We start from the raw sequence: 13,440 nt of genomic DNA on the forward strand, positions 1-13,440 counted from the left end.
CTCTATATCGTTGGGCGCTTAACCGAAGAAGCTCTGGCCGTTCTTGGCCATTTCACGCAGCTTCGCGGTGGGGTGATACAGCGGACCCAGATCGGCGTATTTGTCGGCCAGGGCAACGAATTCGGCTACACCGATCGAGTCGATGTAACGCAGCGCGCCGCCACGGAAGGGAGGGAAACCGATACCGTAGACCAGGCCCATGTCGGCCTCGGCCGCGGTGTCGACGATGCCGTCTTCCAGGCAGCGAACGGTTTCCAGGCACAGCGGGATCATCATCCAGTTGATGATGTCTTCGTCGCTGACTTCACGCTGCTCGTAGACGATCGGCTTGAGCACTTCGAGGACTGCCGCGTCAGCGACCTTCTTCGGCTTGCCGCGCTTGTCGGTCTCGTAGGCGTAGAAGCCCTTGCCGTTCTTCTGGCCCAGGCGCTTGGCCTCGTAGAGCACATCGACGGCCGAACGACGGTCGTCCTTCATGCGGTCCGGGAAGCCCTCGGCCATGACGTCACGGCCGTGGTGGCCGGTGTCGATGCCGACCACATCCATCAGGTAGGCCGGGCCCATCGGCCAGCCGAATTTTTCCATGATCTTGTCGATGCGCACGAAGTCGACACCGGCACTGACCAGCTTGGCGAAGCCGCCAAAGTACGGGAACAGGACGCGGTTGACCAAGAAGCCCGGGCAGTCGTTGACCACGATCGGGTTCTTGCCCATCTTCTTGGCGTAGGCCACGGTAGTAGCGACGGCCACTTCGCTGGACTTCTCGCCACGGATGACTTCGACCAGCGGCATCATGTGCACCGGGTTGAAGAAGTGCATGCCGACGAAGTTTTCCGGACGCTTGAGGGCCTTGGCCAGCAGGTTGATGGAGATGGTCGAGGTGTTGGACGCAAGGATCGCGTCTTCCTTGACCTGGCCTTCCACCTCAGCCAGCACGGCTTGTTTGACCTTGGGGTTCTCGACCACGGCTTCGACGACGATGTCGACGTTGCCGAAGTCGCCGTAGGACAGGGTCGGGCGAATCGCGTTCAGCGCTTCGGCCATTTTCGCCGGGGTCAGGCGGCCTTTTTCAACGCGCTTGCCGAGCAGCTTGGAGGCTTCGTTCAAGCCCAGCTGGATGGCGGCTTCGTTGATGTCCTTCATCAGGATCGGGGTGCCCTTGACCGCCGACTGGTAGGCGATGCCGCCGCCCATGATGCCGGCGCCGAGTACGGCGGCCTGCTTCACGTCGTGAGCGATTTCGTCGTGGGCCTTGGCTTTGCGCTTGAGCTCCTGGTCGTTGAGGAACAGGCCGATCAGGCTCTCGGCGACCGAGGTCTTGGCCAGTTTGACGAAACCTGCGGCTTCGACTTCCAGGGCCTTGTCACGACCGAAGTTGGCGGCCTTCTGGATGCTCTTGATCGCTTCGACCGGCGCCGGGTAGTTCGGGCCAGCTTGACCGGCGACGAAACCCTTGGCGGTTTCGAACGACATCATCTGCTCGATGGCGTTGAGCTTGAGTTTTTCCAGTTTCGGCTGGCGCTTGGCCTTGTGGTCGAGCTCGCCGCTGATGGCGCGCTTGATCAGGTCCAGGGCCGCAGCCTGCAGCAGCTCGGGAACCACCACGGCATCGACGGCGCCGACCTTCAGCGCGTCTTCAGCACGGTTTTCCTTGCCGGCGGCAATCCACTCGATGGCGTTGTCGGCACCGATGATGCGCGGCAGGCGCACGGTACCGCCGAAGCCCGGGTAGATGCCCAGTTTGACTTCCGGCAGGCCGATCTTGGCGCTGCTGGCCATGACGCGGTAGTCCGCCGCCAGGCACATTTCCAGGCCGCCGCCCAGGGCGATGCCATTGATCGCGGCAACGGTCGGCACGGCCAGGTCTTCGAAATCGCTGAAAATCCGGTTGGCTTCCAGGTTGCCGGCGACCAGTTCGGCCTCGGGCAGCTTGAAGTTGTCGACAAACTCGGTGATGTCCGCGCCGACGATGAACACGTCCTTGCCACTGCTGACAATCACGCCCTTGATCGATGCGTCGGCTTTGATGGTGTCTACGGCCTGACGCAATTCGTTCAGGGTAAGACGGTTGAACTTGTTGACGGACTCACCCTTGAGGTCGAACTTCAGTTCGACGATGCCGCTTTCAAGAGCCTTAACCGTGATGGCTTTACCTTCGTAAATCATCAACTGATCTCCACGATATGGAAGCTGAACTGTACACGCCGATCGCTGGTGAAAGGCCCGGCCGGCCAATGGCCGTTGTTGCCGAACCCTTGCGCCAGGCACACCCGCCAGCGCGATAGTCGGGATTCTGTAAGAGCCGTCTGACAATACAAACGCTCAATTCATACGCCCGTTTGATTTGGGTATGCACACATTCAACGAAAAGATCGCCGTTGTCAAATACCCAAAAGCAGCGGCAAAACGCGACTTTCCGGTCATTTTCTGCTGAGCGCGGGTAAACCGCCGTGGCGGTGATGCTGAGCCATTCACTGGCGCGATAGTGTTCAACGGCTTACACGCCGTTACTATTGATCAACACGGAAAAAGTTGGGATTTGCAGCAGATAGCCGCGAGATGGCTACACTGGGAGAGATTGAACCTTAAGCCGGCCTGCCTGGCCTGTCCGCCCGATCTGTGAATCGGGCTTTTTATTGATGATGATCAGGCCAGTGCCTTGAGGACCTCGGCAATATCCTGCAATACAGCCGTTTCACCGCGCTCTCCCCAGTACAGGGCAACCATCTGCGGACCCGCCTCGACCTTGTAGACGCTTTCTGGCAAGCGTGCCAATTGACCGGCATGCACAGCATCGGTGCACGGCTCGCGCCACTGGTTGAGCCATACCCCAGGGGTGGTCTGCCAATAGCTCCAGCTGTCGCTACGGCCCTGGCGCCGCGGTCGCAGGTACTGGGCACAGGGGCTTGGCGGCTCTTTGGGCAGCCAGTGCGGCCACTCCTGGGGCGCCAGTTGCATGGCCAGGCCCATGCGCCGGGCTTCCATGCGCAAGGCCATCTGGCCGCTCTGCTTGCGTGAAGGACGCAACCAGGCCAAAGGGCTGAGAATCAGCGCAAGGATTGACACCACTACCCAGACCGTCATATCTGTTGTTCCCATAAAGCTTTGCAAATGAGCTGGTTAGCCGTGGTTCGAAGCGATCAGCCTGAAACCGACCATACTTTAACTATCGCGACTGTCAGGAGAGCTTCTCATGCCCTACGAACACATACTGGTTGCCGTCGACCTGACCGAAGAATGCGACCCGGTCATCAAGCGCGCCATGAAGCTGGCTGAACCTACCCGCGCCAAGGTTTCCCTGGTGCACATTGTCGAGCCCATGGCCATGGCCTTTGGCGGCGACGTGCCAATGGACCTGTCGCAGCTGCAACAGCAGCAGTTCGACCAGGCCAAGGAGCGCATGGAGCGCCTGTACAACAAGTACCCCGACATCAACCGCGGCGATTCGCACCTGACCTACGGCCAGCCGCGCCAGGAAATCCACCAGTTGGCCAAGGAGCAGAAATGCGACCTGATCGTGGTCGGCAGCCATGGCCGCCACGGCCTGGCCCTGCTGCTGGGCTCGACCGCCAATGACGTGCTGCATGGCGCACCGTGCGATGTGCTGGCGGTACGCCTGCAGAAAAAAGCCGAGTAAACCTCTGGCGGACCCGGCGCACTTTCAAGCGCCGGGCCCTGCCCCTCAGCTGTCGAGCTCAGCCCAGCGCTCGACCAGCACGTCCAGTTCGCCCTGCATCTTCTCCAGGCTTGCCAGTACGGCGCTGGTCTGCTCGATCGGGCGCTGGTAGAAGGCCGGGGCAGCAATTTCTTCCTGCACCGCAGCCATCTTCTGCTCCAGTGCGTCGATCTGGCCCGGCAGGGCTTCGAGCTCGCGCTGCAGCTTGTAGCTAAGCTTTTTCTTCGGCGCGTCAACCGCTGCTGGCGCTGCTACCGGCGCAGGTGCCACGGCCTCGACCACCGCGGTGTTGAGCTCGGACTTGCCCGACTTGCTCTCGGTAACACCGAGCAACTTCGGCGAACCGCCCTGGCGGATCCAGTCCTGGTAGCCACCGACGTATTCGCGCACCTTGCCCTCGCCTTCGAACACCAGGGTGCTGGTGACCACGTTGTCGAGGAAGGCCCGGTCGTGGCTGACCATCAGCACGGTGCCCTTGAACGCCGACAGCACTTCTTCGAGCAGCTCGAGGGTCTCGACGTCGAGGTCGTTGGTCGGTTCGTCGAGCACCAGCAGGTTGGCCGGTTTGCTGAACAATTTGGCCAGCAGCAGGCGCGCACGCTCACCACCGGACAAGGCCTTGACCGGCGTGCGGGCACGCTGCGGGCTGAACAGGAAGTCGCCCAGGTAGCTCAGCACGTGACGGCTCTGGCCGTCGATGTCGATGAAATCGCGACCTTCGGCGAGGTTGTCGATCACGGTCTTTTCCAGGTCCAGCTGATGGCGCAGCTGGTCGAAATAGGCCACTTCCAGACGGGTGCCGGACTCGACCTTGCCGCTGGTGGGCTCAAGATCGCCGAGCATCAGCTTGAGCAGCGTAGTCTTGCCGGTGCCGTTGGCGCCGAGCAGGCCGATGCGGTCTTCGCGCTGCAGGACCATGGAGAAGTCCTTGACCAGCTGCGGGCCGTTGGGGTGGCTGAAGCTGACATTTTCCAGGACCATCACCTGCTTGCCGGATTTCTCCGCGACATCGAGCATGATGTTGGCCTTGCCCTGGCGCTCGCGGCGTTCGCTGCGCTCAACACGCAGGGCCTTGAGGGCGCGTACGCGACCTTCGTTGCGGGTGCGTCGAGCCTTGATGCCCTGGCGGATCCACACTTCTTCCTGGGCCAGCTTCTTGTCGAACAGTGCGTTGGCGGTTTCTTCGGCCGCCAGCGCCGCTTCCTTGTGCACCAGGAAGCTTGCGTAGTCGCCGTTCCAGTCGATCAGGCCGCCGCGGTCCAGCTCGAGAATGCGCGTGGCCAGGTTCTGCAGGAAGGAACGGTCGTGGGTAATGAACAGCACGGCGCCGCCGAAACCACTGAGGGCATCTTCAAGCCAGGCAATGGCGCCGATGTCCAGGTGGTTGGTCGGTTCGTCGAGCAGCAGCAGGTCAGGCTCGGACACCAGCGCCTGGGCCAGCAGCACGCGGCGGCGCCAGCCACCGGAGAGCTCGGCCAGGGTCTTGTCGGCCGGCAGTTGCAGGCGGCTCAGGGTGCTGTCGACCAGTTGCTGCAAGCGCCAGCCATCGCGCGACTCGAGGTCGTGCTGTACGTGCATGAGCTTTTCCAGGTCGGCATCGCTATGGATGTTCTGGCTCAGGTGGTGGTATTCGGCCAGTAAGGCGCCGACGCCGTCGAGGCCTTCGGCCACCACGTCGAACACGGTACGGCCGTCAGCCACCGGCAACTCTTGCGGCAGCTCGCCGATCTTCAGGCCCGGGGCACGCCAGACGTCGCCTTCATCAGGCTTCTGATCGCCCTTGACCAGGCGCAGCATGCTCGACTTGCCAGTGCCGTTGCGGCCGATGATGCACACCCGCTCACCACGGGCGATCTGCCAGGACACCTTGTCCAACAACGGCGTGGCGCCGAACGCAAGGGACACATCGCTTAATTTGAGCAGGGTCATGATCTTCTCCAAAAACCGGGCGCGCATTCTACCCGACTTGGGCCGGCTTCACATTAAGCAGCGCGTCCTACTGTACCTTCCGACGACGGGCCGCTTCTTTACAACCAGATACAAGCACAATGCTTTCATCCGCCTGCGGCAACCGGCTAAGCTAAGGCAATGCAACTTCAACAGTGCTGGCTTCGCCGTCACTTTTCATGGTCAAACTGCCCGGAAGTCTCATGCGCAGCCGCCTGCTCTGCCTCGTATCCAGCCTGCTTCTCACTGCCTCGGCAGTGGGTGTCGCCCAGGCCACCGACATCACCCAGCAACGTCAATACTACGATGAAGCCAAACGCGCCCTGGCCAAGGGCGACAAGGGCCCGTACCTGCGTTACGCCGATGCCCTGCGCGATTATCCGTTGACGCCTTACCTGGCCTACGACGAACTCACCGCCCGGCTTAAAACCGCCAGCAACGACGAAATCGAGAAATTCCTCGCCGCCCACGGCGACCTGCCCCAGGCCAACTGGATGAAGCTGCGCTGGTTGCGCTGGCTGGCCGAACGCGGCGACTGGACGACCTTCACCAAGTACTACGATCCAAAGCTCAATTTCACCGAGCTGGACTGCCTCAACGGCCAGTACCAGCTCAGCCACGGCCAGCGCGCCGAAGGCTTCGCCAGCGCCGAGAAACTCTGGCTGGTCGGCAAGTCGCAACCGGCTGCCTGCGATGCCCTGTTCGAACGCTGGGCCGCCGAAGGCCAGTTGACCGAGCAAAAACGCTGGGAGCGCGCCAAGCTGGCGGCCCAAACCCGCAACTATGCGCTGGCCAACACCCTGGTCAAGAGCCTCAACACCCTGGCGCCGCAGGGCCGCCTGCTGATCGACGTGGCACAAAAGCCCGAGTTGCTCAACCAGCCCGGGCGCTTCACTCCGGTCAACGAGGCGATGTCCGACGTGGTCAGCCTCGGCCTGCGCCGCCTGGCCCGCCAGGACCCGGAGCGGGCCATGAGCCTGCTCGATGACTACGCCAACCGCATGCATTTCTCCCGCGACGAAAAGGTCGCCATCGCCCGCGAAATCGGCCTGACCCTGGCGCGCCGCTACGACCCGCGGGCGCTGGACCTGATGACCCGCTACGACCCGGAGCTGCGTGACAACACCGTCACCGAATGGCGCCTGCGCCTGCTGCTGCGCCTGGGCCGCTGGGAAGATGCCTACGAGCTGACCAAGCGCCTGCCCCAGGACCTGGCCAGCAGCAACCGCTGGCGCTACTGGCAGGCGCGCAGCCTGGAGCTGGCGCAGCCGAAGAACCCGCAGATCCCGCTGCTGTACAAAACTGTGGCCCGTGAGCGCGACTTCTACGGCTTCCTCGCCGCCGACCGCGCGCAAACCCCCTACCAATTGAACAACAAGCCGCTGGTACTCAGCCAGCAGCTCATCAACAAGGTACGCAACACCCCCGGGGTCAAACGTGCACTGGAGTTCCACGCCCGGGGGCAGATCGTCGACGGTCGCCGCGAGTGGTATCACGTCAGCCGGCACTTCAACCGTGACGAGATGGTCGCCCAGGCCAAGCTGGCCTATGACATGAGCTGGTACTTCCCGGCCATTCGCACCATCAGCCAGGCCAAGTACTGGGACGACCTGGACATCCGCTTCCCGATGGCCCACCGCGACACCCTGGTGCGCGAGGCCAAGGTGCGCGGCCTGCATTCGAGCTGGGTGTTTGCCATCACCCGCCAGGAAAGCGCGTTCATGGACGATGCCCGCTCAAGCGTTGGCGCCAGTGGCCTGATGCAACTGATGCCGGCCACCGCCAAAGAGACCGCGCGCAAGTTCAGCATCCCGCTGGCCTCGCCGGCGCAGGTGTTCAACCCGGACAAGAACATCCAGCTCGGCGCTGCCTACCTGAGCCAGGTGCACAGCCAGTTCAACGGCAACCGCGTGCTCGCCTCGGCCGCCTACAACGCCGGGCCAGGCCGGGTACGCCAGTGGCTGCGTGGCGCCGATCACCTGAGCTTCGATGTCTGGGTCGAGTCGATCCCGTTCGACGAGACGCGCCAGTACGTGCAGAACGTGCTGTCGTATTCGGTGATCTACGGGCAAAAGCTCAATTCGCCGCAGCCGCTGGTGGACTGGCATGAGCGGTATTTTGACGATCAGTGATTGATTCCATCGCGGGGCAACGCCTCGACTTGCCCCGCGATAGAAGTCCACAGCCGAACTACTCCAGCACCGTCACTGCCATCCCCACCTCAAGCCTTCCTACCCCATCGGCCACCAGGTTCTGGCCAAACAGCACATCGCCTTCCTTCTGCCGGTAGGTTTGCAAGGTCGCCAGTGGTTCACGGTCCGGGCTGCGTTCGCCGGTCTGCGGGTCGATGGTGGTCATGATGCAGCGCTCGCAGGGCTTGAGCACCCGGAACTCGACCTCGCCGATACGGATGCGCTTCCAGCCATCCTCGGCAAAGGCAGCACTGCCCTCCACCACCAGGTTGGGACGAAAGCGCAGCATCTGCAGCGGCCGCCCGACCTTCGCTACCAGGTCATCCAGCGATGCCTGGCCAATCAGCAGCAAGGGAAAACCATCGGCGAACGCCACACGGTCGCTGTTCAGGCCATACCCACTGGGCAGGAAGCGTGCACGTTGATCGGGCACGTAAACCAGGCGCACGTCCTTGCCGATGAATGCACTAAGCCACTGCGCGGCCGCATCGCCGGCATCGGGTACGCGAAAGGTGTCGCGCCAGATAGTGATACCGCGCAGGTCGTTTTCGGGCTCGGGCACGGCCACGTGCAGCGTGGGATGGCCCGGCGCCTCAAGGGTGAGGCTGCCATCGGCGTTGTGCAGCGCGGCCAGCTGGGTCATCTGCGGGTACATGCGCTGGGTCAGGAAGCGCCCGTTGGCGCGCTCCACGAGCAGCCAGCGGCGGTCCCCGCTCAACCCCAGAAGGTCCAGCGAGGAAGTCTGCAGCGCCTCACCGCGCGCTGATTTGAGCGGGTATCGGTACAACGCACTGAGGCGCATCATGACCTGCCTTGTGTCGGTTAAAGCCCTAGCTTATACCGACTCAGGCCGTGGCTTCATCCAGCATCAGCCGCTGGCGCACGACATCGACCAGCTTGTCGGGCTGGAACTTGGAAAGGAAGTTGTCGCAGCCGACCTTCTTCACCATCGATTCGTTGAAGCTGCCCGACAGCGACGTGTGCAGCACCACGTACAACGAACGCAGGCGCGGGTCGTTGCGGATTTCAGTGGTCAGGCGGTAGCCGTCCATTTCCGGCATTTCGGCATCGGTGAAAACCATCAGCAGTTTCTCGCAAACATCCTCGCCGGCATCGGCCCAGCCCTTGAGCATGCGCAGCGCCTTGAGGCCATCGCTGGCCACATGCATTTTCACTCCCAGTTGCGACAAGGTGTCGCGCAACTGCGCCAGGGCTACGGTGGAGTCGTCGACCAGCAGTACTTCGCGGCCGCGGGCACGGGCCAGCACCGGGTCTTCGAGCTTGTCGCGCGAGACCTTGGCGCTGTACGGGACGATTTCCGCCAGAACCTTCTCGACGTCGATGATTTCCACCAGTTGCTCGTCGACCTTGCTGATCGCCGTCAGGTAGTGCTGGCGACCGGCGCTGGTCGGCGGCGGCATGATGGCTTCCCAGTTCATGTTGACGATGCGGTCGACGCCGCCTACCAGGAAGGCCTGCACCGAGCGGTTGTATTCGGTGACGATGATGGTGCTGCCCGGGCCGGGCTCCAGCGGGCGCATGCCGATGGCCTGGGACAGGTCGATCACCGGCAGGGTCTGGCCACGCAGGTTGACCACGCCGCAGACGTACGCATGGCGTTGCGGCATCAGGGTCAGCTTGGGCATCTGCAGCACTTCCTGGACCTTGAACACGTTGATCGCGAACAGTTGCCGGCCAGCCAGGCGGAACATCAGGATTTCCAGGCGGTTCTCGCCCACCAGCTGCGTTCTTTGGTCTACCGTGTCGAGAATGCCAGCCATCGAAGAGCCCCCAAGGTGTGTCGAAAATGATCCCAATGGCCCTGTATCGGCCGTTTGCCGCAGAGCTTGACCCTGTGAAGAAAATGCTCCGCAGCCCATTGATGTCATTTTACCATCATGCTTTACTGCGCTCACCTCTCCGTTGTCGCAAACACCCGCAAAGGGTCGTATCGAAAACACCGTATCAGGGAATCCCCTAGTGACAATCGGGTGAGACCTGATGTTCGCAATATCCATTAGCCATTAATGTGACGCCATTCTCATTGCATGAACGGAGTCAGGCTTTTGTCAGCGATCGCCTCATGGTGGCCAGCCCCTGCTCCAGCCTTACGCGCTGGAGCCAAATGATGGCTAACGACGCACTGCACAACAGCGCCCTGCAGGATTTCCTGATCGACGCCCAGGTGCTGCTGACCAAGGCAGAGGAATGCCTGCTGCACCTGCAACTGATCGACAACGATCCGGATGCCTGTCACTGCCTCAACGATACCCTGGCCACCCTGGTAGAACGCGCACAGGCCCTTGGCCTGGTCGAGGTCGCAAGCTACAGCCAACATCTGCAGGCACTGCTGGAACCCGCGCAGGCGCAACCGGCATTGCAAGGTGAAGCCCTGCAAGCCCTGGAAAGCTGCCTGACCCTGCTGGCCTGGCAGCTGGAGTTGATCGATCCGCACACCGGCCGCCTGAGCCTGGATACCGAGGAACAGGTGCAGTTGCTCGACACCCTGGCCACCGCCCTGAGCCCGCAGGAGGCTCTGGCCTGCGACTCTTGCATCGAAACCCGGCACACTTGCGAACACCCCGCCCCTTCAATGGCTGCGCCCACCAGCGCGAACGCCACTGCACTTTCTTCGCCAACCAGGGGCAACTAAGGGACATAACAATACTGCCCCGGCGAGATTAACCAAGCCTGTGACGAGTGCACACTAAGACCCAACTTAGTGTATTTCCAGGTCTCTCTAATTATCTGCAACAAACATTTCGTTTAATTGATTTCGGGCAAAATCCCAGCCCCGCAAACTGATGGCAAAATGCTAGATTCGAAGACAATCGGAACCGTCGTACCAGCCCGTAAAATCTGGCTATTCAGTCAGTTATCAGAGTTCGCGACCAATTGTATTTGAAGTGATACCATGCGCGCTGATGAACACATGCACCTTACCCGGATCTCCCCAGACACCGCGTGCAGACTTTCATCGCGGTTACCCCGGCGCCGGCATTTAAACGTTATTGAAGGCAATTCGACAAACGCCTCTAGTTCGACCTTTGCAAGGCTTTCAACAGCGATATTTCAGTGGCTTCAATTTCTATGTTCTCAAGCCTCAAGACACTCAAGCGCTGGCACCCCGGAGCCTCTCTGTTGCGCTGGGCAACCGCCCTGCTGTGCCTGGCTTCGGTTGCCGTCAACCTGGCCTTGTACCTGCTTGAGCAACCACTGCCAGGCATCGCCCTGGCCCTGCAACTGGTCGCCCTGTCGAGCATTGCCTGGCAACTGCGCCAGTGGGCGCGCTCGATTGCCCTGCGCCCGGCGGAACTGGCCGACCGCCTGCTCAAAGTGCAGGAAAGCGAACGCCAGCGCCTGAGCCGCGAACTGCACGACGATATCGGCCAGTTGCTGACCGCCGCCAAACTCCAGGCCGATTGGCTCGCGCGCCGCGCTCCGAGCGAGTTGCAGGAGCACTGCAAAACCTTGCGCAGCACCCTGGACGACACCCTGGCCAGCGTGCGCGATGTTTCGGCCATCCTCAACCCAAGACAACTGTCCAGCCTGGGCCTGGAAGCCAGCCTGCGCGCGCACCTGCTGCGCGCCCTGGAAAACACCGAGGTGCACTGGAGCCTGGAATGCCGCCAGCGCCTGGGCGGCCTCCCGGAAGATATGGCCATCGCCGCCTTTCGCATTACCCAGGAAGCAGTGACCAACATCCTGCGTCACGCCAAGGCAAAGAACCTGGTGGTGCGCATTCAGCGCCAGCCCGAAGGCCTGGCGTTGTCGATCAGCGATGACGGCCTGGGCTTTTCGCCGGCCAGCAGCCCAGCCGATGAAGGCCAGCGCGGCATGGCCGGAATGCTCGAGCGCGTCGGCCTGCTCAATGGCACACTGTCGGTCAACAGCCAGCCCGGCCTGGGCACCCAGATCGACGCCCTGTTCCCCTGGCCTGCGCGCACCCTCGAACGCGCCAAGACAAGTAACGTCCCATGACCTGTACATTGCTGTTGGTCGATGACCATTCACTGATTCGCGCAGGTGTGCGCGCGCTGGTGTCCGACATTCCCGGCTATGCCGTGATCGGCGAAGCCAACGACGGCAGCCAGGTGCCGGAACTGGTCATGCAACTGGACCCGGACATCGTCCTGCTGGATATCTCCATGCGCTGCACCAGCGGCCTGGATGCCCTGACCCGCCTGCGCGCCCTGGGCTGTCGCAGCAAGGTGCTGATCCTCTCCATGCACACCGACCCGGAGCTGATCATGCAGGCCCTGGAAAGCGGCGCCCATGGCTACCTGCTCAAAGACACCACCGCCACCGAGCTTGAACAGGCATTGGCAGCACTGCGCGGCAACGAGCGCTACCTGAGCCCGGCGATTGCCCACACGGTAATCAACCAGGCCCTGCTGCGCGCCCAGTCGGGCAAGCCGGAGACAGCGGAAAAGCACAACCTCACCGCCCGCCAACTGGAAATCCTGCGCCTGATCGTGCGCGGCAAGTCGACCCGGGAAATCGCCCAGGGCCTGGGCTTGAGCATCAAGACCGTGGAAACCCACCGCTCGCAGATCATGAAGCGCCTGCAGATCTACGACGTTGCTGGCCTGGTGCTGTTTGCCGTGCGCGAGCAAATCATCAGCCTCGACGACTGAGCATCGGCGAGTCGACCGGCAGGTGCACGCGCAAGGCCGCGGGCAGCACTTCAAAACGCAGGTTGTCGCCCTGCAAGGGCTCACCATCGAGGTTGATGTCCAGGCCTTGCGAGCTTTTGATCTCGACCCATGGCAAGCGCGCACGGACAAACATGCTGTCCAGCCCCAGGCCATCGCTGAGCAGGCCGCGCAAGGTGCCGACCACTTCCTGGGGTGCCGGCAGGATGCTGATGTCGAGCAAGCCATCATCAACCTGCGCCTGGGGGCACAGCGCATGCCCGCCGCCGGCCTGCCGCCCGTTGCCGATGCCCAGCGCCAGCAACTCACCCTGCCACTGGAAATCCGGGCCGTGCAGTTCGACCGACGCCGCGCGCAGCTCGCTGAAGCGCGACAGGCCGGTGAACAGGTAGGCTGCCGCACCCAATACCTTTTTCAGGTCTTCGGAGGTATTGGCGGTAACCTGGCTGCCGAAGCCACCGGTGGCCATGTTCAGGAATACCTGCCCACCCACCTTGCCCAGGTCAATGGCCCGGGCCGGCACTTCCAGCAAGTCCAAAGCTTGCGCCGGCTCCAGCGGCACGCCGGCAGCCTTGGCAAAATCGTTGGCGGTGCCCAGCGCCAGCAACACCAGGCTGGCGTCAGCGTCGGCACGCACCATGGCCTCGGCGACATCGCGCAGGGTGCCATCGCCACCCGCACCCACCAGGTGCGGGTAGCCGGCGGCCAGCGCTTCTTCGACCAGGCGCTGGGCGTCGCCCCCCTCCCAGGTCAGGCGCACGTCCAACTGCCAGCCGCGCTCTCGCATGCCGGTCACCGCAGCACGCACCTCTTCGTTCAAGGCCTGCTTGCCATGCAGGATCATCAATGCCTTTTGCTGCGCCATGTGTGCGTTCCCCGATGAATTGAGCGTCGAGTATCTCGACCGTTTCCGGCGTCCCTTTACTGCATTGCAGGTAACGTTTCAGCAGAGTTTCGCATGCCATTCACA

Annotated in this window: 11 protein-coding genes; 5 read left to right on the plus strand and 6 right to left on the minus strand. The window is 62.4% G+C overall.

Annotated features, from left to right (window positions below):
- Positions 1 to 18 precede the first annotated feature (18 nt).
- The gene (gene fadB, locus LOY37_RS18515; protein ID WP_045194915.1) at positions 19 to 2,166 is read right to left on the minus strand and encodes a fatty acid oxidation complex subunit alpha FadB; all 2,148 of its coding nucleotides are present in this window, start codon (positions 2,164 to 2,166) and stop codon (positions 19 to 21) included.
- 480 nt (positions 2,167 to 2,646) lie between these two features.
- On the minus strand, positions 2,647 to 3,084 hold the full coding sequence (locus LOY37_RS18520) for a hypothetical protein (protein WP_258607556.1): 438 nt from the start codon (positions 3,082 to 3,084) through the stop codon (positions 2,647 to 2,649).
- A gap of 109 nt (positions 3,085 to 3,193) precedes the next feature.
- Between LOY37_RS18520 and LOY37_RS18525 the strand changes: the two genes are divergently transcribed.
- A complete protein-coding gene (locus tag LOY37_RS18525) occupies positions 3,194 to 3,637 on the plus strand; it encodes a universal stress protein (protein ID WP_045194918.1) in 444 nt (147 codons plus the stop codon).
- 45 nt (positions 3,638 to 3,682) lie between these two features.
- On the opposite strand, the gene LOY37_RS18530 is transcribed toward LOY37_RS18525, so the two are convergent.
- Positions 3,683 to 5,605 (minus strand): ATP-binding cassette domain-containing protein, encoded by a 1,923-nt coding sequence (locus LOY37_RS18530; RefSeq protein ID WP_045194920.1) that lies wholly within the window; start codon positions 5,603 to 5,605, stop codon positions 3,683 to 3,685.
- A gap of 221 nt (positions 5,606 to 5,826) precedes the next feature.
- Here LOY37_RS18530 and LOY37_RS18535 point away from each other — a divergent pair, with 221 nt between their 5' ends.
- Complete coding sequence (locus LOY37_RS18535) at positions 5,827 to 7,755, plus strand: transglycosylase SLT domain-containing protein (protein ID WP_258715481.1); 1,929 nt, start codon at positions 5,827 to 5,829, stop codon at positions 7,753 to 7,755.
- A gap of 58 nt (positions 7,756 to 7,813) precedes the next feature.
- On the opposite strand, the gene LOY37_RS18540 is transcribed toward LOY37_RS18535, so the two are convergent.
- Together LOY37_RS18540 and LOY37_RS18545 are read right to left on the minus strand one after the other, a co-directional pair.
- Positions 7,814 to 8,620 carry an MOSC domain-containing protein gene (locus LOY37_RS18540; protein WP_082075398.1) on the minus strand — a complete coding sequence of 269 codons (807 nt, stop codon included), beginning with the start codon at positions 8,618 to 8,620 and terminating at the stop codon, positions 7,814 to 7,816.
- A 40-nt stretch (positions 8,621 to 8,660) separates the two neighbouring features.
- Complete coding sequence (locus tag LOY37_RS18545) at positions 8,661 to 9,596, minus strand: chemotaxis protein CheV (protein WP_038994319.1); 936 nt, start codon at positions 9,594 to 9,596, stop codon at positions 8,661 to 8,663.
- 347 nt (positions 9,597 to 9,943) lie between these two features.
- Here LOY37_RS18545 and LOY37_RS18550 point away from each other — a divergent pair, with 347 nt between their 5' ends.
- From LOY37_RS18550 to LOY37_RS18560, 3 genes are all read left to right on the plus strand, one after another.
- Positions 9,944 to 10,468, plus strand: coding sequence for a histidine kinase (locus LOY37_RS18550; protein WP_082075399.1), 525 nt, complete (start codon positions 9,944 to 9,946; stop codon positions 10,466 to 10,468).
- Between the two features lie 488 nt (positions 10,469 to 10,956).
- Complete coding sequence (locus LOY37_RS18555) at positions 10,957 to 11,796, plus strand: sensor histidine kinase (protein WP_371128641.1); 840 nt, start codon at positions 10,957 to 10,959, stop codon at positions 11,794 to 11,796.
- Positions 11,793 to 12,452 (plus strand): response regulator transcription factor, encoded by a 660-nt coding sequence (locus LOY37_RS18560; protein ID WP_045194934.1) that lies wholly within the window; start codon positions 11,793 to 11,795, stop codon positions 12,450 to 12,452. The genes LOY37_RS18555 and LOY37_RS18560 overlap by 4 nt, the downstream gene beginning before the upstream one ends.
- On the opposite strand, the gene yegS is transcribed toward LOY37_RS18560, so the two are convergent.
- Positions 12,436 to 13,335, minus strand: a complete 900-nt coding sequence (yegS, locus tag LOY37_RS18565; RefSeq protein ID WP_258715482.1) for a lipid kinase YegS — start codon at positions 13,333 to 13,335, stop codon at positions 12,436 to 12,438. The genes LOY37_RS18560 and yegS overlap by 17 nt on opposite strands.
- Positions 13,336 to 13,440: the final 105 nt, after the last annotated feature.

The organism is Pseudomonas sp. B21-012 (assembly GCF_024749305.1).
Taxonomy (GTDB): Bacteria; Pseudomonadota; Gammaproteobacteria; order Pseudomonadales; family Pseudomonadaceae; genus Aquipseudomonas.

What these genes read in the sequence shown, in the direction of transcription:
- fadB (WP_045194915.1), bottom strand. Translation starts at nt 2,166, where the DNA reads ATGATTTACGAAGGTAAAGCCATCACGGTTAAGGCTCTTGAAAGCGGC.
- LOY37_RS18520 (WP_258607556.1), bottom strand. Translation starts at nt 3,084, where the DNA reads ATGACGGTCTGGGTAGTGGTGTCAATCCTTGCGCTGATTCTCAGCCCT.
- LOY37_RS18525 (WP_045194918.1), top strand. Translation starts at nt 3,194, where the DNA reads ATGCCCTACGAACACATACTGGTTGCCGTCGACCTGACCGAAGAATGC.
- LOY37_RS18530 (WP_045194920.1), bottom strand. Translation starts at nt 5,605, where the DNA reads ATGACCCTGCTCAAATTAAGCGATGTGTCCCTTGCGTTCGGCGCCACG.
- LOY37_RS18535 (WP_258715481.1), top strand. Translation starts at nt 5,827, where the DNA reads ATGCGCAGCCGCCTGCTCTGCCTCGTATCCAGCCTGCTTCTCACTGCC.
- LOY37_RS18540 (WP_082075398.1), bottom strand. Translation starts at nt 8,620, where the DNA reads ATGATGCGCCTCAGTGCGTTGTACCGATACCCGCTCAAATCAGCGCGC.
- LOY37_RS18545 (WP_038994319.1), bottom strand. Translation starts at nt 9,596, where the DNA reads ATGGCTGGCATTCTCGACACGGTAGACCAAAGAACGCAGCTGGTGGGC.
- LOY37_RS18550 (WP_082075399.1), top strand. Translation starts at nt 9,944, where the DNA reads ATGGCTAACGACGCACTGCACAACAGCGCCCTGCAGGATTTCCTGATC.
- LOY37_RS18560 (WP_045194934.1), top strand. Translation starts at nt 11,793, where the DNA reads ATGACCTGTACATTGCTGTTGGTCGATGACCATTCACTGATTCGCGCA.
- yegS (WP_258715482.1), bottom strand. Translation starts at nt 13,335, where the DNA reads ATGGCGCAGCAAAAGGCATTGATGATCCTGCATGGCAAGCAGGCCTTG.